We start from the raw sequence: 24,790 nt of genomic DNA, 5'->3' as shown, positions 1-24,790 counted from the left end.
CCCGACTGACAAGGATGACGACGTCGACTTTCCTGTCTGGGCCGGCATATTGCCGCTCGCAACAACGCGCAAGCCGCCCATTTGTTCAGGCTCGGGCAGGATCAGGTCATCCCGGATTACGCAAGGCAGTGGGCTGATTGTTGATCCCGGTATCGCAATGAATTGATCTTCAAGTCCCGGGGGGGGGATGCACGCCTTCATGTCCCCGGTCCCGCGGGGCAGGCCATGCGCGTGCCAATGGCCTGCCCTACCGTCCTTACACGAGATCGAAGCGATCCAGATTCATCACCTTATTCCACGCAGCCACGAAGTCGCGCACGAACTTGCCCTGTACGTCGCTCTGCGCATACACCTCGGTCAGCGCCCGCAACTGCGAGTTGGAGCCAAAAACCAGGTCGACGCGCGTACCGGTCCATTTGAGTTCACCGCTCTTTCGGTCTCGGCCTTCGAAGACATCCGCCGCTTCCGACTCCGGCCTCCACTCCGTGCCCATATCCACCAGATTGACAAAGAAGTCGTTGCTCAACTGGCCGACCCGGCTTGTGAAAACGCCATGCTTCACGCCACCGACGTTGGCTCCCAGCACGCGCAGGCCACCGACCAGCACGGTCATTTCGGGTGCGCTGAGCTTCAGCAGCTGGGCCTTGTCCACCAGCAGCGTCTCCGCCGGTACGCGGAAGACCTGCTTCTGGTAATTGCGGAAACCATCGGCCTGCGGCTCCAGCACCGCGAAGGACTCCGCGTCGGTCTGCTCGGCCAGGGCGTCACCACGACCCGGCGTGAACGGCACCTCGATTGCATGCCCGGCGGCCCTGGCGGCGCTCTCGACGGCCACGCAGCCGCCGAGCACGATCAGGTCGGCGAGGGATACCTTCTTGCCATCACTCTGTGCGCCGTTGAAGCCGTGCTGAATCTCCTCCAGCTTCGCCAGCACCTTGGCGAGCTTTGCGGGTTCGTTGGCCTCCCAGTCTTTCTGAGGGGCCAGGCGGATGCGGGCGCCGTTTGCGCCGCCGCGCTTGTCGGAGCCACGGAAGGTGGACGCGGAGGCCCAGGCGGTGGAGACGAGTTCTCCGACTGACAGCCCGGAGGCGAGCACCTTCGCCTTGAGTGCGGCGATATCGGCCGCATCGATCAGCGGGTGATCAACGGCTGGGATCGGATCCTGCCAGATCAGGTCTTCCGCCGGCACTTCCGGGCCGAGGTAGCGCACTTTCGGCCCCATGTCCCGGTGCGTGAGCTTGAACCAGGCGCGCGCAAAAGCGTCGGCGAAGGCCTGGGGATCCTTGTGGAAGCGTCGGGCAATCGGCTCGTATATCGGGTCGAAGCGCAGCGACAGGTCGGCGGTGGTCATCATCGGCCGGTGCTTGATCGACGGGTCGTGGGCATCCGGGATCAGATCCTCGTCCCTGACGTCCTTGGCCAGCCATTGCGAGGCACCCGCCGGGCTCTTGACGAGTTCCCACTCGTAACCGAACAGCGTGTCGAAATAGCCATTGTCCCAGGTCGTGGGATTGGGCTTCCAGGCACCTTCGATACCGCTGGTGGTGGTGTGGATGCCCTTGCCGGAGCCAAAGTCGTTCTTCCAGCCCAAGCCCATCTGCTGCAGCGGTGCGCCTTCCGGCTCAGGTCCGACCAGTTTCGGGTCGCCTGCGCCATGGGCCTTGCCGAAGGTGTGGCCACCGGCCACCAGCGCCACGGTTTCCTCGTCGTTCATCGCCATCCGGGCAAAGGTCTCGCGCACGTCCCGGCCCGAGGCAACCGGGTCCGGATTGCCGTTGGGGCCTTCCGGGTTAACGTAGATGAGGCCCATCTGGACTGCGGCCAACGGGTTGGCGAGATCGCGTTCGCCGCTGTAGCGCTTGTCCCCCAGCCATTCGGTTTCCGGTCCCCAGTAGATGTCTTCTTCGGGTTGCCAGATATCCACGCGGCCACCTCCAAACCCGAAGGTCTTGAAGCCCATGGACTCCAGCGCCACATTGCCCGCCAAAATAATCAGGTCGGCCCAGGAGAGTGCGTTGCCGTATTTCTGTTTGATCGGCCATAGTAGGCGGCGGGCCTTGTCCAGGTTGCCGTTGTCGGGCCAGCTATTGACCGGTGCGAAGCGCTGGTTGCCGGTGCCGCCACCACCGCGCCCGTCCGCGGTGCGATAGGTGCCGGCGCTATGCCAGGCCATCCGGATGAACAGGCCGCCGTAGTGCCCCCAATCCGCCGGCCACCAATCCTGCGAATCAGTCATCAGCGCGGTGAGGTCCCGCTTGACGGCGGCCAGGTCAAGTTTCTTGAAGGCTTCGGCGTAGTTGAAGCCTGGGTCCATCGGGTTCGAGGCCGGGGCGTGCTGGTGCAGGATGCCCAGGTTGATTTGCTTCGGCCACCAGTCCCGGTTGGAACGTGCCCCCGCCGTCGCCGGGGTACCGTGCATGCCGGCAAACGGGCACTTTTGTTGTTCGCTCATGATTGTCTCCTCCTGGTCGAAACACACAAAGGACTCGCGCTATAACGGACAAGTTCCGCCTGATGGTCAGCTTAGCAGCGGCTCATGGAGATACCATTTGCTTTGCCTGATGCTGGCGATATGCAACGGCTATTCTCCAGCCGGCAAATGGGCGTGCCCTACCCGGGCGAGGTCAACAGCACACCGGTCCCATCTCGAGCCGCGTGCCGGCCCCTTCCATGTCGGCGTGCAGGCGCTGGATTTCATCGATGCGAGGCAAGCAGGCCAGGAAGCTGCGCACCACGTCCGGATCGAAATGCGTGCCGCTATTGGACAGGATGTGTCCAAGGGCTTCCTCGGTGGACCAGGCCGGCTTGTAGGGACGCCTGGAAATCAGCGCATCGTAAACATCGCAGATCGCGGCGATCCGTCCCTCAAGGGGAATCTCACTGCCCCGCAGGCCGACGGGATAGCCCGTGCCGTCCCATTTTTCGTGGTGCGTAAGGGCAATCCGGCGGGCCATCCCGATCACCTCGGCCGGATGCTCGGGGATGATGTCTCCGCCAATTTCCGGATGCTGACGCATCACGACCAGTTCGTCGGAAGTCAGGCGCCCCGGCTTCAAGAGGATACTGTCGGGCACGCCGATCTTGCCCACGTCGTGCAGCGGGCTTGCCACCCGCAGCATTTCCGCCCAACGGGCATCCTTGCCATAGGACAGCGCAACCGCCTCGCACATGCGGCTCATGCGGACGATATGCTCACCGGTCTCGTTGTCCCGGTATTCGCCAGCACGTGCCAGGCTCATGTTCAACTGGTGGGCCATCTCCTCCACGTGGGACAGCATGGTGTCGTAGTACCCATAGGTGGCGAGCCCCATGTCAGTGAAGACCACGTTGGTCACGGCCTCCAGATAGCGCAGCCGTGCATCCTTGCCGCCGGGAATAACCTCCTCGACGATGCGGGTCAGTTCGTTGAGAACGATCGCATAAGCCCCCATGTAAAGCCGAAGATCGACGCCCAGTTGGTGATGGGTACGGCCTATCCGCCGGGCGGCTTCCAGGTAGTTGTCGTCGAAGTTGCCGGCAAAGACATGCTTCAGCCAGTGCTCCTTCTGGCTTCGGCGGGCCCGGACAAGCGCTTCGTCGCTGCGAAAGGCCGGAGCCGACGCCGAACAGGCGCGCAGACGTGTGTAAAGCACATCCAGAATCCGGTCGATGTGCGTTTCGATCAGGGGGAGAAACTCCCGAAGGACGTCCGCAACACTTTCATCAACAGAAAGGAGTTCGAACCACTGATTCAACTTCATTTGCATCGATCAGACCCGCGCAGCCCCAAAAATGAAAAAAGCGAAAGACACAGCTGATCGCGCCATTTCGCCACCCCGGATTCTAGATGTCCGCCAAACTCCCGCCGTTTGATCGACGTCAAAGAGCACCATGCCGATCTCCGTCGTCAATCGCGTCCGCCGTTAAATACTTCTCGCCGGTTGGTGCATTGCAGAAAGACCCTCTACATCACGCAGATCAATGGCTGCCGCCGCGTTTCGGCCCATGGACATGACAAATGTGCATTCCTGAACGGCCCCCGGTCAACCGGCTCAAGGCGTAAAGCGCCAATTTCACACTTTCATTTCGGCGCTGGTGACCGGCAATCATGTTTCTTTCGAATGCACACCCGACCCGGCCTTATTCATCCCTAAGCTTTTTCTCAGATTGGAGTTATCTCATGAAATCGACTCCCGCCGCCCCGGCCCGGTGGCTCGACGTGCTAACCTTCCGGCTCCGCAGATATCGCTGATCGGGCGCTGCCGACACGGCCGATGTCCGTCAATCTGAAAACAAGGCTTGAGGAGCCAGGTAGCGCCATGGATGACAAGATTCGCATCGCGGTTGTCGACGACAATGCTCCGCAACGCTTCATTCTGAGCAAGCTGTTAGAGAAGGACTACAGCGTCGAGACCTTTGAGAGTGGCGATGCTTTCCTGGCAAGCACGGGTGGCTTCGATATCGCCCTTCTCGACATCGGCATGCCTGGCCTGGACGGCTACGATACCTGCAGGGCCTTACGCCAGCAGCCAGGTGGCGACGCCATGACCGTCGTCTTCGTGTCGGCCCACGACACCGCCGAAGACCGCATCGCGGCCTACGAGGCGGGTGGCGACGACTATCTGCTGAAGCCGGTGGCGGCACACGAACTGCGTCACAAACTGGGCGGCATCGTTGCTCACCGGCAGGCCATCCGCACCTTGTCCCTCCAGTCGAACAGCGCGCGGGTGCTGGTGCAAAGAGCTTTCAGCAAGGTCGGCGACCTGGGCTTGGTCGTCGACGCGCTGCGCAAGCTCGCCGCCCAGGGTAGCCACGAAGGCGTCACCGAGCTGTTTATCGGCATCCTCAATGCCTGGGATCTGAACGGTGCGGTCCGCGTCATCACACCCAAAGGGCAGATTGATCGCACCACCGACGGCCCCCTCTCGCCGCTCGCGGCCTCCGTGCTCGCCACACGGCGGGATACCGGGCACCTCTTCGAGTTCGGCAGCCGCGCCCTGGTTACCTATCCGCGCATTGCGATCCTGATTCACAACCTGCCGACGGACGAACCGGACCGCCGCGCCAGTCTGCGCGAGCATCTGTCCACCTTGGCCGAATGCGCCGACCTGCGCATCCGCGACCTGGATGCCCTGAACACCCCGCAGGGCCCGGCAAGCGATGGCGGCAACCCGCTCGCCACGCTGGGGCAAACGCTGGCACAGATCGCAGAACAGGGCCGCGACAACTTGGCCCAGGCTCAGCACCTGCTCGTCGAGCCCCTGGAGAACCTGGAGCGCGCCCTCGACAGCATGAGCCTGACAGACATCCAGCGTGCCTATCTGGACGATCTGTTCAAGGCTGCCCAAGACGATCTGCACCGGTATTTCGACCGGGCCGCCGATATCGACCTGGAATTCCGCGAGCTTGTCGGCCGTCTGCTCCGATCCGCCGGCAACGGCCACTAAGCCACAGCACCGCCATTCATGGCAGCGGCATTTCGAGCTGAGATTATTATTGGGCCGCTAATAACACTATTCATAAAGCGGGAATTTCGCCGGAGTGGCCGAGTCGGTGAAAACCCTTCATACGCAAGGGAAATCCCTTAGTCACACAATTCACGGGCAATAGACACAAGGCGGCGCACCTTCTTTAAAGATGTGCGCCGTTTCACTATCCTCCAGCACAGCCGGGGAATATCATGAACAGCAGAATTCATCGATATTCTTCGAATGAATCAGGAGGCCCGCATTAGTTTCAATCTTTTCATTCCTGGTGACCTCAAGGATATTGGCGAAATAGGCAGGCGGGATCTGTTGATCCAGTTCCTGTACATGTTTCTGCCGGCGGCGTTGATTGTTATCGGTGGCGCCTGGTTACTCGGCCGCTCGTCGGAACGGGTTGCGATAACGCCGCTTCTTGCCAACGAGCAGGAACACGTTTCCGTCGCCCGTCGCCGCCTCGAAGACGACCTTGTGGTTCCCCTGGGCCATATCCAGAGCCTGGTGACCGAGGCGCCGATCCGCGATGCCTACCTGGCGCCGTCCCAGGCAAGCCTCGCGCAGATGCAGGAGGCGTTCGTGACCCTGCTCGCCCGCAACCCAGGCTACAGCTCGGTGCGCTGGATCGATCAGGATGGACAGGAGCAGGTTCGCGTCGACCTGAACGGTCTGGAAGGCAGGCCCATTCCGCGCACGCAACTGCAGAACAAGCGGAACCGTTATTTCTTCAAAGACATCATGGAGATGCAGGGCAACCTGATTTACATCTCCCCGCTGGACCTGCTGATGGACGGCTCGCGCATCGCCGAACCCTACACCCCAACCCTGCGGGTGGCTCAGCGCGTATTCGACGAGCACGGCAAGGCGCGTGGCTTCCTGATGATCAACCTGGCTGCCGGCAGCAATATCGAGGCCTTCGTCAAGAGCGCTGCACCGCTCGCGTCACGCCTGCAGCTGCTGAACAGCGAGGGCCACTGGCTGCGCAGCCCCGATCCGTCCGAAGAATGGGGCTTCATCCTGAAGCGCCCGTACACGTTCAACAGCCGTTACCCGGAAGCGTGGCGCGCCATTGCCGCTGCGGAAAGCGGGCAGCAGTTCATCGGCGACGACGTCTGGACCTGGTCCACCAGTGCCCTCTCCAAAACCTATGATGGCCGGGTCGAGACCCGCAATGCCTGGAAAGTCGTGAGCCGCCTGCCACAAGACGATCTTGCCCAGGTGCGGTGGGAGGTGTGGTCGCAGATCGGTGTCAGCAGCCTGCTGCTGTTGATCCTTTTTGCGCTCGGCTGCCGCCGGCTCGTCATTTCGAACGCCCTGCGCAATGCATCCTACAACGCGGAACAGATCGCCCGCGAGGAGGCCCGTGCCACCCAGCTGCTTTACCAGGCCCAGCAGAACTTCAAGGTCGTCTTCGAAGCCAATTCCAACGGCCTCGCGGTGGTGGACGTGAACAGCAGGATCGTCATGGCCAACCGGGAGCTGGGCCGCATCTTCGGCTATACCCACGACGAGCTGATAGGGCAATCCCTCTCCGTGCTGCTGCCCGACGACCGGCGCGACGCTCACGCCGCCTTTCTGGCCGCCTATTTCAGCCATCCCTTCAACCGCAAGATGGGCCGGGGCACCGCCCTGCATGGCAAGCGCAAGAGTGGCGACCTGTTCCCCATCGAGGTCGGCCTGAGCCATTTCCGTGACAACAACCGGGATTTTGCGCTCGCCAACATCGCGGACTTCACTGAACGCAATCGGGCGGAGGAGCTCGAGAAATTCCGCAGCAATGCGCTCCAGCTCCTCATCGAGGGCGCGCCATTGGAAAAGATCCTCGACGCCATCGTGCGGGGGATCGAAAAGATTGATCCCACCGCCCTGTGCAGCATCCTGCTGATAGGCCCGGACGGCGGTCGGCTGTTGCACTGCGCCGCCGCCAATCTGCCCGCGTTCTACATGAATGCCATCGACGGCCTGCCTATAGCCCCCGGCGAAGGTGCGTGCGGCACGGCCGCCCATTCCGGAGAGCGGGTCATCATCGAAAATATCCAGACCCATCCTTTCTGGCCGAAATATCGGGACATCGCGGCCCAGGCCGGGCTCGCCTCATGCTGGTCCGAGCCCATCAAGGACTCAGGCCATCAGGTGCTCGGCACCTTCGCCATCTATCACCGCAGCCCTTCCCTGCCGAGCGCCAACGACATCCAGCTGATAGGCCATGTATCCACCCTGGTCTCCCTGGCGATCGAGCGCAAGTACGCCGAGATATCGCTGGCCAGTTATCGCGACCACCTGGAGAACCTGGTTGAAGAGCGTTCGCGGACCATCAAGGAACTCAACCTGCAGCTTGAAAAGCGGGTCGAGGAGGCAGAGGACGCCAACCGCGCAAAAAGCACCTTCCTCGCCAACATGTCCCATGAGATACGGACACCGCTCAACGTGATCATCGGCTTCTCCCAGCTGCTGAAGAAGCCCTTTGCCGGCACCGAGCATGCTGCCAAGCTGGATGAGGTCATCACCTCCGGGCGTCACCTGCTGGCCATCATCAACGACATTCTGGACCTCTCGAAGATCGAGGCCGAGCAGATACACCTGCAAAGCCAAGCCTTCCGCGTACCGACGGTGGTCGACCGCGCCCACAGCATGCTGGTCATGCTGGCCGAGGAGAAGGGCCTGAGCCTGCGCCAGGAGATCGATGACCGCCTGAACGACATGATCGTCATGGGCGATGCGCTGCGGCTTGGGCAGATTCTCATCAACTTCATCAACAACGCGGTGAAGTTCAGCGACCGCGGCAGCATCGTCATCAGGGCCGGCCTCGACGCCCTGCAGGACGAGCACGCCACCCTGCGTTTCGAGGTCGAAGATGAGGGCATCGGCATTTCTTCCGAGCAGCAATCGCGCCTCTTTCAGGCCTTCAGCCAGGCCGACACCTCAACCTCGCGAAAATACGGTGGCACAGGGCTCGGGCTGGTCATCTCGCGCAAGCTGGCGATGCTGATGAACGGCGACGCCGGCGTGCGCAGCCAGCCGGGTGTCGGCAGCGCCTTCTGGTTTACCGCGCGGCTGGCGGTTGGCTCGCCGGACATGCTGCGCGCGACGACCGAGCCACCCGACAATGCCCCCTTCCGCTCCGACGCACGGATTCTCGTCGTCGAGGACAATGAGCTCAATCAGGACGTGGCACGGGAGATCCTGGCCGATTTCGGACTTACCGCGGACGTCGCCAACAACGGCGTGGAAGCCGTTGAAATGGCTCAGCGCAAGGCCTACGACCTGATCCTGATGGACATGCAGATGCCGGTCATGGACGGCCTGGAAGCAACGCAGCGGATACGCGCGATTCAGGGCCTCGATGCCGTTCCCATCATCGCGATGACCGCCAACGCCTTCGAGGACGACCGCAAGCGCTGCGAAGAAGCCGGCATGAGCGACTTCGTCTCCAAGCCGGTGGAGCCTCCGATTCTTCACCGGACCCTGCTCCGCTGGCTGGGCGCCGCCGCAACCACGCCATCTCCTGCTCAAGATGCACCCACCGTCACAGCGCCCGAGCCTGTACCCTCACTCGCCAGCCCAAGCAGCCAAGTCCCGGCAGATCGGGCACTGCCCGTCATTTCCTTCGAGCGCGGCGCATCCCTGTGGGGAAGCCGGGAGAAACACCAGCGCTTCCTGCAGAAATTCGTCGACCAGTTTGGCGACGCCATGACGCGACTGGAAGCCGCCGACATTGCCGACAGGACTGCGCTGGTCCATAAGCTCCGGGGCGCCGCCGCCAACATCGGGCTCGAAATGCTGGCCGATGCGGCCCGGACACTCGAACTCCAGCTCAAGCAGCGTGAAGACTGCGACACGGCCTTCGAGGCTTTCAGGGAAGCACTGGCACTCACCCTGGCACAGATCGCCGCTGCGGCCCCGGTCAGCACAGGCTCGACCGGCAAGCCGCCGGTCCAGACGGTCAATCTGAGCCCCCTACTGGAGCAGATACGGCAGGCGCTGCAAAGCGACGATCCGGACGAGGTGGAACCTTTCATCACCCAACTCAAGTCTCAAGTAGCGGAGGACCAGTTGAAGGCTCTGACCGACGCCCTGTCCAACTACGACTTCCGCGGTGCGGAAAAGGCGCTCAGCGCACTGGCCCAAGGTCTCGGCATGATCCATGGAGGCCGCGGATGACCATCGGACCCATCCTCGTCGTCGACGACGAGCCACTGAACCTGGACGCCATGCGCCAGGCGCTGAAAGCCAACTACAAGCTGGTGTTCGCCAACTGCGGCAGCGATGCGCTTGCCGCTGCCCGCCGCCACAATCCCGCCCTGATCCTCCTGGACATCCAGATGCCCGGCATGGACGGCTACGAAGCCTGCCGCCAGCTGAAGGCCGATCCGCAGACCGCGGCAATCCCGGTCATCTTCGTCACCAGCCTGTCGGAAACCCCGGACGAAACCTACGGCTTCCAGGTCGGAGCGGTGGATTACATCACCAAACCCATCCACCCGGCGATCGTCCAGGTACGGGTCGCGAATCAGCTCAACCTGGTACGCGCCTCCGAGCTCGAACAGAGCCATCGAGACGCCATCAGCATGCTCGGCGAGGCCGGGCACTTCAACGACACCGATACCGGTTTGCACATCTGGCGGATGGCTGCTTACGCCCGGGCAATTGCCGCCGCTGCCGGCTGGAACGAGGAAGCCTGCATGCTGCTGGAACTCGCTGCGCCTGCACGACACCGGCAAGATCGGCATTCCCGGGGCCATCCTGCGCAAGCCCGGCAAGCTCGACGCCGACGAATGGGTCATCATGCGCACCCACACCACCATCGGCCACGAGATCCTTGCCAAGAGCAAGGCGCCGGTCTTCCAGCTAGCGGCCGAACTCGCCCTGCGCCACCACGAGAAATGGGACGGCGGCGGCTACCCCGATGGCCTCGCCGGCACTGCGATCCCCGAATCGGCTCGGATAGTCGCGTTGGCCGACGTCTTTGATGCCCTGACCATGAAGCGGCCATACAAGGATGCGTGGCCAATAGAGCGCGTGATAAGGTTCGTCGAGGAAAACGCCGGGACCCACTTCGAGCCGCGTCTGGTCGGGATATTCACCAAAATCATCCCACAACTCCTCGAGATCAAGGCGTTGTGGGATGCACGAGAAAACGCCACGGAAAAGCAAAAATGAGTGAGGACCTGTTCGAAGACAATTCAGCACAGCGAGCGCGCGTGATGATCGTCGATGACGACGATATTTCCGCCAGCCTGCTCGAGACCCTGCTCGAGGACGAATTCGAGACCTGCACCCTGCCCTCCGGCGAAGCCTGCCTCGACCACATCATCCGTTTCGCCCCCGACGTTGTGCTGCTGGACATCCAGATGAGCGGCATCGACGGCTATGAGACCTGCCGTCGCCTGCGTTCGCTCGAGGAGTGGTCTTCACCCACGGAACAGCCGGTCGTCATCTTCTTCTCCGGCCACGACACGCTGGAAGAACGCCTCCAGGCCTATGAGTCGGGTGGCGACGACTTCATCGCCAAGCCGCCGGCACCGGAAGAAGTGCTGAGCAAGGTACGGGCGCTGGTCACGCTGGTCGCCGAGCGGAAGCGCATGCAGTCCGAAAAGGACTCAATGCAGAAGATGGCCATGTCCTTTCTCACCAACCTGGGCGAGAGCGGCGTGGCGCTGCAGTTCCTGCGCAGTGGCCTGGCCTGTACTGACATGGCCGAACTGGCCCGTCTGACCATCGCCGCCCTGCGCGACTACGGTCTGGATGCCCATGTGCAGCTCGGTGCGCCCGGCCGCGCCAAGACCTTCGTCCCCTCAGGAAGCGCGGCGCCGCTGGAGGAGTCGGTGTTCGAGCAGGTCCGCAAGATGGAGCGCATCTTCCAGTTCCGCCGCAAGATCGTCATCAACTACCCGCACGTTTCCATCCTCGTCAATAATTTCCCGATCGAGGACGAGGATCGTTGCGGCCGCCTGCGCGACCACCTGGCCATCATCGCCGAAGGCTGCGAGGCGAGCATGCTGGCCCTGCTGCGCGACAGCGAGATCCAGGCCCGCACCACGCTTCTGCAAGACACCGCGGCGGGGGTGGAGAACGCCATATTGAGCTTGCGCGAGCAGTACCGTGCGCTGCAGGCAGAAACCCGCCTGAGCCTGCATGAACTCAACCAGTTTTTTGCCAAGGAGCTGATTTACCTCGGCCTTTCAGAGATCCAGGAAGAGCAGATGCTGTCCATGCTGTCCCGTGGCATCGAGCAGACCATGACGGCATTCGACAGAGGGCTGGATTTCGATTCCCAACTGGGCGGCCTGTTGGCCAACATCCGGGCGGGCAAGGACTCAACAAGCTGATCCAGCGCCCTGGCGCAGGGTTCTTCCACCTTCAACGTGGCTGCGGGGGCGAATGTGAATCGCCCCCGCAGTTCTTTCTCTTGCTTCAGGCCTTGCTACGCAAGGCCGCTGCGGCTTTAGAACACGTGGTTCACACCGACCATGTAGCCGTTCGGGTCGTAGCCCGGCTTGGCGACGGTGCCGACCAGGTTGCCGCCGTCGGTCAGGCTGTAGGTGCCGTTGGCCTTGTTGAGCACCTTGCCCCAGGTGCCGTACAGCGTCGTGCTGTCCTGCAGCTTGTAGGCGTAGGCAAGGCCCAGCAGGTTGGCGTCGCGGTTCTTGATCGACTTGTCGTCGAGCTGGCTGTAGCTCACGAAAGCCTTGCCACGCCACACCGGAATGCCGGCGCTGACGCTCCAGCCTTCGGCCTTGGACAGGGTGCCCGTCACGTTCTCGTAGTTGCCGCCGCTGATCCGGCCCGCCACATAGTTGCCGTACAGGGTCGCAAAGCCCAGGTTGTAGCTGCCGCCGACCTGCCAGCCGCGCCGCTTGGCGAGACCGGTCTCCTGCGCGCCGGTCGCCGGGGCCACGTAGCTGCCGTTATCCAGGCTCCAGGTGGTGAAGGTCGCGTTCAGCGGGCCGCCGCTGTAGAACAACGCCAGGTCGCCGCCACGGCCGGCCTTGTCGGTGGTCACCGTCGTCGAACCCGCAGCGACCGGCGTCACCATGTTCACGTTGTTCTCGCTACCACTGCTCAGCGTCAGCTGACCGGAGAAGCCGGCGACCTTCGGCGAGGCGTAGACGAGGGAATTGTTCAGGCGCGTCGGCATGCCACCGATCACCGGCAGCAGGCCAGCGGACGAACCGAAGAAGCCGGCGCCCATCGCCGCGGACATCACCGACGAGGTGTAGGAGCCGGCATACTGACGGCCGGCGGTGACGGTGCCGAAACGGGTCGAGAGACCGGCGTAGATCTGGCGCGAGAAGATCTGGCTGCCGTTGCTGGTCTGGCCGCCACTGGACACCGCGGTGTTGTTGATGCCCGGCGTGATCGCGCCGGTGCCGACCGAGCCCGTGTCGAACAGCAGGCCGGCTTCCATCAGGTACACCGCCTTCACGTCGTCGCCGAGTTCCTTCTCGCCCTTGAAGCCGATCCGCGACGAGGACATGCCGCCGGAGCCGATGGTGGACTTCTGGCCGTAGCCGCTGTTCACCGTCGAGGCGCTGACATCGGCCACGCCGTAGATCGTCAGCGTGCCGGACGGGCCGGTCGGTACACCCATCTGCAGGCCGGCGCCACGGGCCGGGCCGCCGGTCTGAATCTCGGTCTTCTTCTGCTCTTCCTGGTTCTTCATGAGCTGCTGGATCAGCTGGCGCTGTTCGGCCAGTTCGCGCTTGAGCGCGTCGATCTCGCTTTCAGCGAAGGCCGGGGCGGCGGCGCTGCCGAAGGCAGCCAGCAAGAGCAGGCTCAGCGGGCGACGGAGGGTGGCGGGCTTGTTGTTCTGCATGGTCAGTCTCTTCCTTGGTCCGGTGATTAGCCGGGATGGGTTGGCCCCTCTGTGGGGGCTGTATGTCGGGCCGGCAATAGAGCCGCCGGCCCGGTGTTCTACTGGTGGGAGCGATTTCCCGTGGGGGCGAATTCATTCGCCCGCGGAGCTTGGTCAAGGAATGCGGGCGATGGAGGGCGAATGAATTCGCCCCCACAGCCCTCTGCCCAGACCCCCGGGGCCCTTGGCTCAGGCCCGCATCTGCAGCGGCTGGGCGTTGCGGAAGGCCTCCAGGCGTTCGGCCTGCAGGGCCTTGGCGGCGGCCACGTTCTTCTCCTTCACGTGGCCGTAGCCGCGGATCTCGTCGGGCACGCTGGCCAGGTCCACCGCCGCCGCGTGATTGGCGGCGTCGAGCCGGGCGACGATGTCATCCAGCAGCACGATGTAATCCTCGATGGCCTGGCGTTCCTCGCGGCGCTCTGCGCTCTTGCCGAAAACGTCCAGACTGCCGCCGCGCAGGCTCTTGAAGCGGGACAGCAGGCGGAAGGCCTTCTGCACCCACGGGCCGTACACCTTCTTCTGCAACTCGCCGGTCTTCGGATCTCGGTCGGCCAGCAGCGGCGGCGCCAGGTGGTACTTGAGCGTGTAGCCGTGCTTGAACTGGGCATCGAGCTGGGCCAGGAAGGCCGGATCGCTGTGCAGGCGGGCCACCTCGTACTCGTCCTTGTAGGCCATCAGCTTGTAGAGGTAGCGGGCGGCCGCCTCGGCGAGCGCGGTCTGGCCGGGCAGCAGACGGGATTCGGCGCCGTGCACCTTCTTCACCACATCGGCGTAGCGCTTGGCATAGGCCTCGTCCTGATAGGCGATCAGCTCGGGGATGCGTACCTCCAGCAGGCGCTTGAGTTCGCCCTGGGCCCCTACCGTGTCGAGAATGGCGCGGGCTGCCGGCGTCAGGGCCGGCACGGCACGCAGCGCGATCACCGGGGCATTGCCGCGGGCGACCTCGGCCTCGACGAAGGCCCGGTCCACCACCGCCATGCGGCCCCACTTGAAGGCTGCAAGGCTCATCTCCACGCCGACGCCGGACTGGCGGATCGCCGTTTCGATGGACTCGGCAGCCAGCGGCAGCGTGCCGGCCTGGTAGGCCACGCCAACCATGAACAGGTTGGTCGCCATGCTGTCACCGAACAGGCCCTCGGCCAGCGCCTGGCCGTCGAGGAAGACGTTGTCGGCCTTGCGGGTGACGCGGTTGAGGCCGGCAGTCAGCCCAGTCACCGCCGGGAACTGTACATGGCGGTCGGAGACCATGTGGCCGGTCGGCGTCTCGGTGGTGGACACGATGGCGATGGTGCGTTCCGGGTGGCACTTGTCCAGGTTCTTCGGATCCGTCGCGTTGAGGATGTCGAAGCCCAGATACAGATCGGCGCTGCCGTCGGAGATCTTGTTGGCGCCGACAAAGGGCTGCGCGCTCACCTTGATGTCCGAGATCACCGCCCCGCCCTTCTGGGCCAGGCCGGTCTGGTCGAGGCCGACCACGTGCTTGCCTTCCATCCGCGCGGCGTTGGCGAGGGTCGCCACGACAGTCACGGAGCCGGTGCCGCCGATGCCCATCACGTGCACACCGAAATCGCCGGTGATCTTGAACTCGGGCTGCGGGATGTCCCGCTCCAAGGCCGGAATGCGGCCCTTCTTCTTTTTCTTCGGCGCGTCGCCGGCGGCCGGCTCGGGGTTCGGCGTGACCGTCACGAAGGACGGGCAAAAGCCCTTCACGCAGGAGAAATCCTTGTTGCAGGACGACTGGTGGATGCGCGTCTTGCGGCCGAACTCGGTCTCGACCGGCTCCACGCTCATGCAGTTAGACTTCTCGCCGCAATCGCCGCAGCCTTCACAGACCCGCTCGTTGATGATGGTGACTTCCGCCGGCTCGGCGGCCTTGCCACGGCTGCGGGCGCGGCGCAGCTCGGCGGCGCACTCCTGGTCGTGCAACAGCACGGTGGTGCCCGGCGTGGCGGCCAGCTCGCGCTGGGCCTCGTCGAGGCGGTCGCGGTGCCACACTTCGGTGTGGCCAGGCAGCTGGACGCCGGAGTAGTCGGACAGGTCGTCGGTCGTCACGATGACGCGGCGTACGCCGTTGGCGAGCAGGTCGGAGACCATCGCCGCCACCGGGTGGGCGCCCATGATCTCCTGGCCGCCGGTCATCGAGGTGTGCGCATTAACCAGCAGCTTGAAGGTGATGTTGGCGCCGGTGGAGGCCGCGTAGCGCACCGCCAGGCTGCCGGAGTGGGCGTAGGTACCGTCGCCCATGTTCTGGAAGATGTGCTGGGTGTCGGTGAAAGGCGCCATGCCGATCCACTGGGCGCCTTCGCCGCCCATGTGGGTGCCCATCACCACGTTGCGGTCCATCCACATGGCCATCGTGTGGCAGCCGATGCCAGCCGACACGATGCTGCCTTCCGGCGCGACGGTCGAGCTGTTGTGCGGGCAGCCGGAGCAGTACCAGGCGGTACGGTTCATGGTCGGCAGCTTGTTGCGCGCATGGATCTCGTCGAGACGCTTGATCCAGGCCTCGGCCGATTCGACACGGGCCTTGCGCGACAGGCGCTTGAGCAGCGCACGGGCGATCACGTCGGACTCGAACTCGCCGTAGTGCGGCAGCAGCTCCTTGCCCTCGTCGTCGAACTTGCCGACGATGCGCGGCGCGTTGGCACGGCCGTAGAGCACTTCCTTGGCGAACATCTCGAGGAAGGGACGCTTTTCCTCGATGACGAAGATCTCTTCCAGCCCCTCGGCGAACTCGCGCACGATGGTCGGTTCCATCGGGAACAGCATGCCCATCTTGAGGATGCGGATGCCGTAGCGGCGCAGCGCCTCGTCGTCCAGGCCCATCTCGAGGAAGGCCTGGCGCACGTCGTTGTAGGTCTTGCCGGCGGTGACGATGCCGAGCCAGGCGTCCTTGTTCTCGAAGACGATGTTGTTGAGCTTGTTGGCGCGGGCGTAGCGACGCGCCACTTCAAGGCGCCGGGTGTACAAGGACTGTTCCATCTCCAGCGCCTCGACGCGCACGTTCATCCCCAGGTTCATGTTGGGGAAGAAGGGCTTGCCGTCGAAGTTGAGATCCGGCGTCACGAAGTTGAGGCGCGCCGGGTCCACATTGGCCGTGCCGCTGCCGTCCGCCACGTTGGTGACGATCTTCATGCCGATCCACAGGCCGGACAGGCGGGACATGTTGTAACCGTGCAGACCCAGGTCGAGGATCTCCTGCACGTTGCCGGGGAACAGGGACGGGATGCCCACGTGGTAGAGCATCGGCTCCGACTGGCTGCACAGGGACGAGCTCTTGCAGCTCGGATCGTCACCGGCAATCGCCAGCACGCCGCCGTTCTTGCCGATGCCCGTGTAGTTGGCGTGCTTCAGCGCATCGCCGCTGCGGTCCACACCCGGCGCCTTGCCGTACCACATGCCGGTCACGCCATCGAACTTGGGCTTGCCGACGGTGTGCATCATCTGCGTGCCCCACACGGCGGTGGCGGCCAGGTCCTCATTGAGTCCGTCGACGAAATGGATGTGGTTCTCGAGGAGCAGCTTCTGCTGCTTGATCAGCGCGGCGTCGAGCATGCCGACCGGCGAACCGCGGTAGCCCGAGATGAACATGCCGGTCTTGAGGCCGCGACGGGCGTCTGTGCGCACTTGGTCCAGGCTGAGACGCACCAGCGCGTCGATACCGCCCAGATTGATGCTGCCCTGTTCCTGCGTGAAGATGTTCGAAAGGTCTTGCTTGGATGACATGGAAAAGTCCTCTTCCGGTCGCCCCACCCTCCTCCAACCGGTACTGCAGGCCGAGCGAGTCCCGGCCACGCTCGCGGGGAGCGTCGCCAGGCGTCGGCGCAGGCCGGGATTCGGGGCGAGATTCGCGGCCGGCGGACTCGAGTCCGCCGGGCCGTGCTTTAGACGAAGCGCATCGAGACGGAGCCGAGATCCTGGAAGCGCACGTTCACGTGGTCGCCCGGATTCACCGCGATGGCTTCGGTGACGCCGCCGGTCATGATGAAGGTGCCAGCCGGGATCTCCTGGCCGCGGGCGCCCAGGTGGTTGGCGAGCATCGCGACGGCGGTCAGCGGGTGGCCGAGAACGGCCGCGCCGGCGGCCATCGCCTTGATCTCGCCGTTGATTTCCATGACCACGCCGAGGGTGCGCAGGTCCAGGCCTTCAAGGTCGCGCATGGTGTTGCCGACCACGAAGCGGGCCGACGAAGTGTTGTCGGCGATGACGCTCTTCAGGTCGAACTTGAAGTCGCGGTAGCGGGAGTCGATGACTTCCACTGCCGGCAGCACGAAGTCCACCGCTGCCATCACGGCGCCCACGTGGCAGCCGGGACCCTTCAGCGGAGCCTTGGTGACGATGCAGATCTCGGCTTCGACCTTCGGGTGGATCAGCTCGCTGTGCTTGATGTCGCCGCCGTCCGGGCGGGCCATGTAGTCGGCGACGAAGCCGAACACCGGCACGTCGACGCCCATCTGCTTCATCTTGGCGAAGGACGTGAGGCCGCACTTGAGACCGGCCACCTTGTTGCCGCGGGCTTCCTTGCGGCGGCGGATTTCGTCCTGGATCGCGTAGGCGTCGTCCCAGTCCATGTCCGGATGGTCGTCGGTGATCTTGGTGACGTCACGTGCCTGCAGCTCGGCGCTTTCCAGGTGCTCGGCGAGGGAGAGGATGGTGGCTTGATCGAGTTTCATGGGAATGCCCTTGCTGGAATCAGATGAAGCGCACCGACGTGCCGCCCAGGCCGCCGACGCTGCAGGTGAGGCTGTCGCCGGCCTTGACCGGGACGAGCGGGGATTGGGAGCCGGACAGGATCACCTCGCCGGCCTTCAGGGCGATGCCCAGGCGGCCAAGGGTGTTGGCCAGCCACACCACGGCATTGACCGGAGAGCCCTGCACGGCAGCGCCGGTGGAGGTGCTGATGATCTCGCCATTCTTCTCGAGGACCATGCCGGCCAGCGCCAGGTCGAGGTCACGCGGGCTCTTGCGCACGCCGCCGAGCACCAGCACGCCGCAGGAGGCATTGTCGGCGACGGTGTCCTGGATCTTGATCTTCCAGTCGCGGATGCGGGAATCGACGATTTCGAAGCACGGCACCACGCATTCGGTGGCGCGCAGCACGTCGGCCGCGGTAACGCCGGGGCCCTGCAGGTCGCGCTTGAGGATGAAGGCCACTTCGGCTTCGGCCTTGGGGGCGATCATGGAATCAACGGGGATCGCTTCGCCCTCGTTGTAGATCATGCCGGAGGTCATCTGGCCGAAGTCCGGCTGATTCACCTTGAGCATGTCCATCACCACCTTGCTGGTGACGCCGATTTTCTTGCCGATGATGGTCTCGCCGGCGTCCAGGCGACGCTGGATCATGCGCAGCTGGATCTTGTAGGCGTCTTCGATGGTGATCTCGGGTTCGCGGTCGGTCAGCGGGTCCACCGCGGTGCGGGTGATCAGCGCGTTGTAGAGCTCGTCACCGTATTGCTCGATCTTGTTCTGATTCATGGAAGGCTTCCGTCAGTCTGTTAGGTGTAGGTGCCGGCCCCAGAGGGAGGGAGCCAGGGCCGGCGGGCGCACCATGGGGACAGTGCGCCGTGGGAGCGGAGTCAGGTCAGTACTTGATCATCACGTTGCGCAGCTCGGTGTAGAACTCCAGCGAGTGCAGGCCGCCTTCACGGCCGATGCCGGACTGCTTGGAGCCACCGAAAGGCGTGCGCAGGTCACGCAGGAACCAGCTGTTGATCCAGCACAGACCGACTTCGATCTGCGTGGCCAGGCGGCTGGCGCGGCTGATGTCCTGGGTGTAGATGGAGGTAGCGAGACCGTACTTGGTGTCGTTGGCCATACGCACCGCTTCTTCTTCGGTGTCGAAGGGCTGAATGTGGCAGCACGGTCCGAAGATCTCCTCACGCACGACGGAGGCGGTTTCCGGCAGGCCAGTCCAGATGGTCGGCTCGACCCAGCAGCCGTCCTTCAGCGCGTCCGGCATGTTGGGCACGCCACCGCCGGTGACGATGGTAGCGCCTTCGGCCTTGGCCTTCTCGTAGTAGGACAGCACCTTCTTCTGGTGCACCTTGCTGACCAGGGGGCCGATCTTGGTATCCGGATCGAAGGGAAGACCCGGCTTCATGGCCTCGGCCTTGGCCTTCAGTGCATTCACAAATTTGTCGAAAATCGGGCGCTCGACATACACGCGCTCGGTGCCCAGGCAGACCTGGCCACAGTTCTCGAAGACCGAACGGGTGACGGTATTGACCGCGTTCTCGAAGTCGCAGTCGGCGAACACCACGGCGGCGTTCTTTCCGCCCAGCTCCAGGGACACCGGGCGGATGCCATCAGCGCCGGCCTTCATGATGGCGGTGCCGGTCTTGGTCTCGCCGGTGAAGGTGATGCCGTCCACGTCGGGATGGGCGGTCAGCAACGCGCCAGCGGAATCCACGCCATAGCCGTTGACCACGTTGTACACACCGGCGGGCACGCCGACCTTGTTCATCACTTCGCCGAGCAGGGTCGCGGTGGCCGGGGTGACCTCGGAGGGCTTGACGACCACGGTGTTGCCGCAGGCCAGCGCCGGGCCAACCTTCCAGGTCATCAGCAGCAGCGGCAGGTTCCACGGGCTGATCACCGCGATCACGCCGCGCGGCGTGCGCACGCCGTAGCTGCGCGCGGTCTTGCCATCGGGGGTGCGCATCTCGAAGGACTCGGTAGAGACGTTCTTGATGGTGTCGGTGAAGATCTGGAAGTTGGCCGCGCCGCGGGGAATATCAATGTGGGACGCCAAGTGGGCCGGCTTGCCGGTGTCGGCGATTTCGGCCTGAAGGAAGTCATCGAAGCGGTTGTTGATCTCGGCGACGATGCCATCGAGCATCTTGCAGCGCTCGACCACCGACAGCTTGCCCCAGGGGCCGTGCAGCGCGGCCTTCGCGGCGGCCACGGCGGCATCCACTTCAGCCTTGCCGGCCTCATGGACCAAGCCGATCAGGGAGTTGTCCACCGGGTTGCGGTTTTCGTAGGTCTTGCCGCTGACGTTGGTGACGTACTCGCCGTTGATGAAGTTCTTGAATTCTTTCATGTCTTTCTCACTGTCTGAGGTCTCGTAGGCCCGGCTGGTCACGGCACCTGGGCGGGCACGGCCCGACGGGAGCTGGACACTTCTTCCGGATTGATCGCTCGGCGGGGGCGCTGTTCTCGGCCTCGGTCGATCGACTGAATCTAGTTTAGCGAGATTTAATTAAAATCTCGATATTTTTTTATTCGGTAGTTGTCCCATTGCGACGCCCTTGCGGGCGTCGCCGTGGATGCTGCAAGAATCAGGTGAACACGCTCAGGAAAGCCTCGTTGAGCTTGCGGTCGTGATAGAAGATCGCAGGCCCGAGGGTTTCGTCGTACCACGTGATGACAGGCTTGTCCGGATAGGCGATGTAGCCGCCGGAGAACACCTCGTTGCGGTTGCCGGACGGGTCGAAGAAGTAGATCGTCTCGCCGCGGGTGATGCCGTGGCGGGTCGGCCCGATGTCGATCGAGGTGTGGGTGCGGGACAGCACATCACCGGCGTGCAGTACCTTCTCCCAGCTGCCCAGCTCGAAGGACACGTGGTGCAGCTTGCCCTTCACCGGCTGGCGGATGAAGGCCACGTCGTGGGCCTTGTTGGCGCAGGTCAGGAAGGTGCCGATCATGAACTCCGGCTGGTTCTTCAGCACCACCTTCTCGGTGATGTAGAAGCCGAGTACCTCGGTGAAGACCTTCACCGAGCCATCAAGGTCATCGCCATACAGCAAGCAATGGTCGAAGCGCGACGGGGAGATGCCGACCAGGCCGTCCGGCCACGGGTTCGGGTTGACGTCCGGGCCATCGGTGCCGCAGTTGTTGCCGATTTGTTCCTTCTCGGCGAACAGCTCCATCACGTGGCCGGTGGGCACCGTGAAGCGGAAGCGCTTGCCGGTCTTGGGGTGCTCGCCCGCCTCGATCCAGCCGAGGTCGGAGCACAGGCCGCAGGCTTCCAGGTCGGCAGCCAGCTTGTGGAGGGTCTCGACGGAGTCGACCTTCCAGCCCATGTAGTCCATGCCCGCGTTGTCCGCCTCGCGCAGCACGATGCTGTGGTGGTCGTGTTCGTCCCACGCCTTGAGGAACACGCGGCCTTGGGCATCGCGCTCCACTTCGATCAGCCCCAGCACGTCCTTGTAGTGCTTGAGCGCGGGTTCCAGCTCAAGCACACGCAGGGAAATGTGGCCGGGGCGCAATACGCCGGTAATTGCCATTTGATTTATCTCCTGGTTGGATATGTCGGTTCGGCCCTGCTCCGCTCAGTGATGGGCGGATGCGGAACGACCGTGGTTGATCATCGAAACGGCCAGGGTGGCGATCACTGCGGGGATCGCGATGGCCATGAAGTTGTGTTGCAGCGGGAGAGACATGCCGACCAGGGTGCCGATAACAATCGGTGCCAGGATCGCGCCGCTGCGGCCGACGCCGGACGCCCAGCCGATGCCGGTGGAGCGCACCGCCATCGGGTAGTACTGGCCGACATAGGCGTAGGTGAGAATTTGCGTGCCGATGGTGGAGGCACCGGCCAGACCGACCAGCACGTACAGCACTTCGGTCGGAACCTTGTAGCCGAGCAGCGTGATCGACACCGCCGCCAGCGCGTAGAAGCCAACCAGCACGTACTTGATGTGGAAGCGGTCGGCCAGCCAGCCGCCACCGATGGCCCCGATCATCGCGCCGAAGTTGAGCACCAGCACGAAGGTCAGCGCCGAGCCGAGGCTGTAGCCGGCACCGGCCATCAGCTTGGCGAGCCAGGAGCTGAGGGCGTACACCATGAACAGGCACATGAAGAAGGCGACCCAGAACATCGTGGTGCTGAAGCCACGGCCATCCTGGAACAGCTTGCCGATCGGCGCGCCATGGGCATGGTGAGCGTGGGGCAGCATGAACTCGTCACCGGCGGCCGGCACGTAGGACGGCTCGATGCGCGGCAGGATGCGCTTCACCTCTTCGGCACGACCGTGCTTAATCAGGAAGGCCATCGATTCCGGCAGCGACTTGAGGATCAGCGGGATCAGCAGCACCGGCAGGCCGGCAGCAACGAACACCGACTGCCAGCCGTAGCTCTCGATCAACCCCTTGCCGAGCAGCGCCGCCAGCATGCCGCCCACCGAGTAGCCGCTGAACATCAGCGTCACCAGCGTGCTGCGCATCTTGCGCGGCGAGTACTCGGTCATCTGGGCGACCACGTTCGGCATCACGCCGCCGATGCCCAGCCCCGCCAGGAAGCGGGTGATGCTGAAGCTCACCGGGTCGGAGGTGAAGCCGGCAGCGGCCGTGAACACGCTGAACAACAGCATGCAGATCGCGATGGCCCAACGGCGGCCGATCTTGTCGGCGATGGTGCCGAGGAAGATGGCGCCGAACATCATGCCGAACAATGCCGAACTAACCATGAAGCCAGCGTTGGTCGGGGAAACGCCCATTTCCTTCATGATCGACGGCAGCGCAATGCCCGCTACCGCCAGGTCGTAGCCGTCGAAGATGATGATGAGGGCGCACCAGAACAGCACGAGGCCATGAAAGCCGCCAAAACGTGCGTGATCGGTGAGCTTGTGTACGTCGATCTGTGCCATGTTGTCTCGCTTATTTAGTTGTTATGAAAAATGGGGAGGGACGAAGCCGACGGCCTCAGCCGAGGTCGCCGCCACCGACCGGCACGATCGAGCCGGTGATGTAGGAGGACTCGTCAGAAGCCAGGAAGAGGATCGGGGCCACCTGCTCGTCGATCGTGCCGTAGCGGTGCATCAGGCTCGAATCGATGGTCTGGTCGATGACGCCCTGGTACCAGGCCTGCTCCTGCTCGGTCGGCTGGGCCTGATTGCGCGGGATGCGGCGTGGCGGCGCCTCGGTGCCGCCGGGCGCGGTGGCGTTGATGCGGATGCCGTCCTTGGTGTGCTCCATGGCGATGGAGGCGGTCAGCGCATTGACGCCGCCCTTCGCGGCCGAATACGGCACGCGATGGACGCCACGGGTGGCGATGGACGACACATTGACGATGACGCCCTTCTTCTGCGCCAGCATCGGCGGCAGCACGGCGCGGCAGCACCACAGGGTCGGGAACAGGGAGCGGCGGATCTCCGCCTCGATCTGCGCCTCTTCGTAATGCTCGAAGGGCTTGGCCCAGATCGTGCCGCCGACGTTGTTGATCAGCACATCGACGCGCCCAAAACGGGCCAGCGCCTCGGCCACCACCGACTCGGCGCCGGCGAAGGTTTCCAGGTCGGCCTGGAAGGCCGCCGCCTTGCCGCCGGCCTGGGTGATCTCGGCAACGACTTCTTCAACGAGCGGCGAGCGATCCACCGCCAGTACCAGGCCGCCCTCGGCGGCTACGTTCAGGGCCACGCCGCGGCCGATGCCCTGGGCCGCGCCGGTGACGATGACGACCTTGTCGGTAAAGCGATCGGCACGGCTCATGCTGCGGCTCCTTCGCTGGAGGCGGAGAACTTCTCGAAGTAGAAGTTGGCCGGGGCCACGCCTGCGCCCGCCATCCACTTGCGCACGCCTTCGACCATCGGGGGAGGCCCGCAGACGTACACATCCGCGTTACCTTCATTGAGGTTGGCCGGTGTCAGGTGATCGGTCACATAACCGAGGCGCGGGTGGCCGCTGGCGCCATCCACCACACAGGTGAAGTAGTCGAAGTTCGGCATCGCCGCCTTCAGGGCTTCCAGGGTGTCCAGTTCGACGAGGTCGTCGTTGGTATTGACGCCGTAAGCCAACAGGATGGGCTGGGTGGTCGGGTTGTCCTGCAGCCAGCGCAGCATGGACAGGAACGGCGCCAGGCCGGTGCCGCCGGCGAGCATCAGGATCGGGCGCTGCGCCGGGCGCAGGTAGAAGCTGCCGTAGGGGCCGGTGAAGGTCATCGCGTCGCCGGTGTTGGCCTTGCTGCGCATGAAGGTGCTCATCAGGCCGTTGGGGACGTCGCGAATCAGGAAGGACAGCTCATTGCGGTTGGGCGCGGAACTGAAGGAATAGGCGCGGGTTTCCTGCGTGCCCGGCACGTTCAGGTTGACGTACTGGCCCGGCAGGAAGGACAGCGGCTTGTCGGCCTGCAGGGAGAAAGACACGGTGGTCGCGGAGTCGCGGTCGATCTTCGACAGCTTGCCGCCGTGGGTCGCCACTTCGGTCTTGCAGGCGGCGGACGAGGCCGGCACGCGGATCACGCAGTCGGATTCCGGGCGCATCTGGCAGGTGAGGATGTAGCCCTGCGCAGCTTCGTCGTCGGTCAGGGCGTCTTCGATGTACACGCCCTGGGTGTAGCGGCCACTTTCGCAGTGGCACTTGCAGGTTCCGCAGGCGCCGTCACGGCAGTCCAGCGGAATGTTGATCTTGGCCCGGTAGGCGGCATCCGCCACCAGCTCGTCGGCTTCGCAGGGAATGATGCGGGTGACCCCATCTTCGAACTGCAGCGCAATGTTGTAGGTCATGGTGAGCGCCCCTCTGTCGTGGAGTAAAACAA

15 protein-coding genes and 1 pseudogene are annotated in these 24,790 nt (G+C 63.9%); 5 read left to right on the top strand and 11 right to left on the bottom strand.

The window, feature by feature from the left end:
- Window positions 1-256: 256 nt before the first annotated feature.
- Window positions 257-2,452, bottom strand: coding sequence for a catalase/peroxidase HPI (gene katG, locus ACE3RX_RS12420; RefSeq protein WP_374483902.1), 2,196 nt, complete (start codon window positions 2,450-2,452; stop codon window positions 257-259).
- 172 nt (window positions 2,453-2,624) lie between these two features.
- Window positions 2,625-3,740 carry an HD domain-containing phosphohydrolase gene (locus ACE3RX_RS12415; RefSeq protein ID WP_374483900.1) on the bottom strand — a complete coding sequence of 372 codons (1,116 nt, stop codon included), beginning with the start codon at window positions 3,738-3,740 and terminating at the stop codon, window positions 2,625-2,627.
- Between the two features lie 558 nt (window positions 3,741-4,298).
- Between ACE3RX_RS12415 and ACE3RX_RS12410 the strand changes: the two genes are divergently transcribed.
- From ACE3RX_RS12410 to ACE3RX_RS12390, 5 genes and pseudogenes are all read left to right on the top strand, one after another.
- The gene (locus tag ACE3RX_RS12410) at window positions 4,299-5,426 is read left to right on the top strand and encodes a response regulator (protein ID WP_374483897.1); all 1,128 of its coding nucleotides are present in this window, start codon (window positions 4,299-4,301) and stop codon (window positions 5,424-5,426) included.
- 348 nt (window positions 5,427-5,774) lie between these two features.
- Window positions 5,775-9,620 carry a response regulator gene (locus tag ACE3RX_RS12405; RefSeq protein ID WP_374483895.1) on the top strand — a complete coding sequence of 1,282 codons (3,846 nt, stop codon included), beginning with the start codon at window positions 5,775-5,777 and terminating at the stop codon, window positions 9,618-9,620.
- Window positions 9,617-9,886: pseudogene (locus ACE3RX_RS12400) on the top strand (response regulator); the annotation flags it as partial. The gene ACE3RX_RS12405 and the pseudogene ACE3RX_RS12400, both read left to right, overlap by 4 nt.
- A gap of 220 nt (window positions 9,887-10,106) precedes the next feature.
- Window positions 10,107-10,619 carry an HD-GYP domain-containing protein gene (locus ACE3RX_RS12395; protein ID WP_374483893.1) on the top strand — a complete coding sequence of 171 codons (513 nt, stop codon included), beginning with the start codon at window positions 10,107-10,109 and terminating at the stop codon, window positions 10,617-10,619.
- Window positions 10,616-11,788, top strand: a complete 1,173-nt coding sequence (locus ACE3RX_RS12390) for a PleD family two-component system response regulator (RefSeq protein WP_374483891.1) — start codon at window positions 10,616-10,618, stop codon at window positions 11,786-11,788. The genes ACE3RX_RS12395 and ACE3RX_RS12390 overlap by 4 nt, the downstream gene beginning before the upstream one ends.
- A 116-nt stretch (window positions 11,789-11,904) precedes the next feature.
- Here ACE3RX_RS12390 and ACE3RX_RS12385 read toward each other — a convergent pair whose 3' ends face one another.
- The 9 genes from ACE3RX_RS12385 to benC all read right to left on the bottom strand — a co-directional run bounded on the left by ACE3RX_RS12385 (window position 11,905) and on the right by benC (window position 24,758).
- Window positions 11,905-13,275 carry a porin gene (locus tag ACE3RX_RS12385; RefSeq protein WP_374483889.1) on the bottom strand — a complete coding sequence of 457 codons (1,371 nt, stop codon included), beginning with the start codon at window positions 13,273-13,275 and terminating at the stop codon, window positions 11,905-11,907.
- 228 nt (window positions 13,276-13,503) lie between these two features.
- The gene (locus ACE3RX_RS12380) at window positions 13,504-17,040 is read right to left on the bottom strand and encodes an indolepyruvate ferredoxin oxidoreductase family protein (protein ID WP_374483887.1); all 3,537 of its coding nucleotides are present in this window, start codon (window positions 17,038-17,040) and stop codon (window positions 13,504-13,506) included.
- A 158-nt stretch (window positions 17,041-17,198) separates the two neighbouring features.
- Window positions 17,199-17,987 carry a 2-oxo-3-hexenedioate decarboxylase gene (dmpH, locus tag ACE3RX_RS12375; protein WP_374483884.1) on the bottom strand — a complete coding sequence of 263 codons (789 nt, stop codon included), beginning with the start codon at window positions 17,985-17,987 and terminating at the stop codon, window positions 17,199-17,201.
- 19 nt (window positions 17,988-18,006) lie between these two features.
- Window positions 18,007-18,789 carry a 2-oxopent-4-enoate hydratase gene (dmpE, locus tag ACE3RX_RS12370; protein ID WP_374483882.1) on the bottom strand — a complete coding sequence of 261 codons (783 nt, stop codon included), beginning with the start codon at window positions 18,787-18,789 and terminating at the stop codon, window positions 18,007-18,009.
- 106 nt (window positions 18,790-18,895) lie between these two features.
- Window positions 18,896-20,356, bottom strand: coding sequence for a 2-hydroxymuconic semialdehyde dehydrogenase (locus ACE3RX_RS12365; RefSeq protein WP_374483880.1), 1,461 nt, complete (start codon window positions 20,354-20,356; stop codon window positions 18,896-18,898).
- Window positions 20,357-20,594: 238 nt separating this feature from the next.
- Window positions 20,595-21,542, bottom strand: coding sequence for a catechol 2,3-dioxygenase (locus ACE3RX_RS12360; RefSeq protein ID WP_374483878.1), 948 nt, complete (start codon window positions 21,540-21,542; stop codon window positions 20,595-20,597).
- Between the two features lie 45 nt (window positions 21,543-21,587).
- Window positions 21,588-22,904: an MFS transporter gene (locus ACE3RX_RS12355; protein WP_374483876.1), complete on the bottom strand. Its 1,317-nt coding sequence runs from the start codon at window positions 22,902-22,904 to the stop codon at window positions 21,588-21,590.
- 55 nt (window positions 22,905-22,959) lie between these two features.
- Window positions 22,960-23,745, bottom strand: coding sequence for a benzoate diol dehydrogenase BenD (benD, locus tag ACE3RX_RS12350; RefSeq protein WP_374483874.1), 786 nt, complete (start codon window positions 23,743-23,745; stop codon window positions 22,960-22,962).
- Window positions 23,742-24,758, bottom strand: coding sequence for a benzoate 1,2-dioxygenase electron transfer component BenC (benC, locus tag ACE3RX_RS12345; protein ID WP_079437424.1), 1,017 nt, complete (start codon window positions 24,756-24,758; stop codon window positions 23,742-23,744). Before benC ends, benD begins: the two co-directional genes overlap by 4 nt.
- Window positions 24,759-24,790 lie beyond the last annotated feature (32 nt).

This window comes from Zoogloea sp., assembly GCF_041914405.1.
GTDB lineage: Bacteria > Pseudomonadota > Gammaproteobacteria > Burkholderiales > Rhodocyclaceae > Zoogloea.
The sequence above is the reverse complement of the archived record's forward strand: the minus strand, read 5'-3'. Positions and strand labels throughout refer to the sequence as shown.

Excerpts from the sequence above, each read along its gene's own strand:
- ACE3RX_RS12355 (WP_374483876.1), bottom strand. The coding sequence starts at position 22,904 with ATGGCACAGATCGACGTACACAAGCTCACCGATCACGCACGTTTTGGC.
- ACE3RX_RS12410 (WP_374483897.1), top strand. The coding sequence starts at position 4,299 with ATGGATGACAAGATTCGCATCGCGGTTGTCGACGACAATGCTCCGCAA.
- ACE3RX_RS12385 (WP_374483889.1), bottom strand. The coding sequence starts at position 13,275 with ATGCAGAACAACAAGCCCGCCACCCTCCGTCGCCCGCTGAGCCTGCTC.
- katG (WP_374483902.1), bottom strand. The coding sequence starts at position 2,452 with ATGAGCGAACAACAAAAGTGCCCGTTTGCCGGCATGCACGGTACCCCG.
- dmpE (WP_374483882.1), bottom strand. The coding sequence starts at position 18,789 with ATGAATCAGAACAAGATCGAGCAATACGGTGACGAGCTCTACAACGCG.
- ACE3RX_RS12360 (WP_374483878.1), bottom strand. The coding sequence starts at position 21,542 with ATGGCAATTACCGGCGTATTGCGCCCCGGCCACATTTCCCTGCGTGTG.
- ACE3RX_RS12380 (WP_374483887.1), bottom strand. The coding sequence starts at position 17,040 with ATGTCATCCAAGCAAGACCTTTCGAACATCTTCACGCAGGAACAGGGC.
- benD (WP_374483874.1), bottom strand. The coding sequence starts at position 23,745 with ATGAGCCGTGCCGATCGCTTTACCGACAAGGTCGTCATCGTCACCGGC.
- benC (WP_079437424.1), bottom strand. The coding sequence starts at position 24,758 with ATGACCTACAACATTGCGCTGCAGTTCGAAGATGGGGTCACCCGCATC.
- dmpH (WP_374483884.1), bottom strand. The coding sequence starts at position 17,987 with ATGAAACTCGATCAAGCCACCATCCTCTCCCTCGCCGAGCACCTGGAA.
- ACE3RX_RS12365 (WP_374483880.1), bottom strand. The coding sequence starts at position 20,356 with ATGAAAGAATTCAAGAACTTCATCAACGGCGAGTACGTCACCAACGTC.
- ACE3RX_RS12415 (WP_374483900.1), bottom strand. The coding sequence starts at position 3,740 with ATGAAGTTGAATCAGTGGTTCGAACTCCTTTCTGTTGATGAAAGTGTT.
- ACE3RX_RS12390 (WP_374483891.1), top strand. The coding sequence starts at position 10,616 with ATGAGTGAGGACCTGTTCGAAGACAATTCAGCACAGCGAGCGCGCGTG.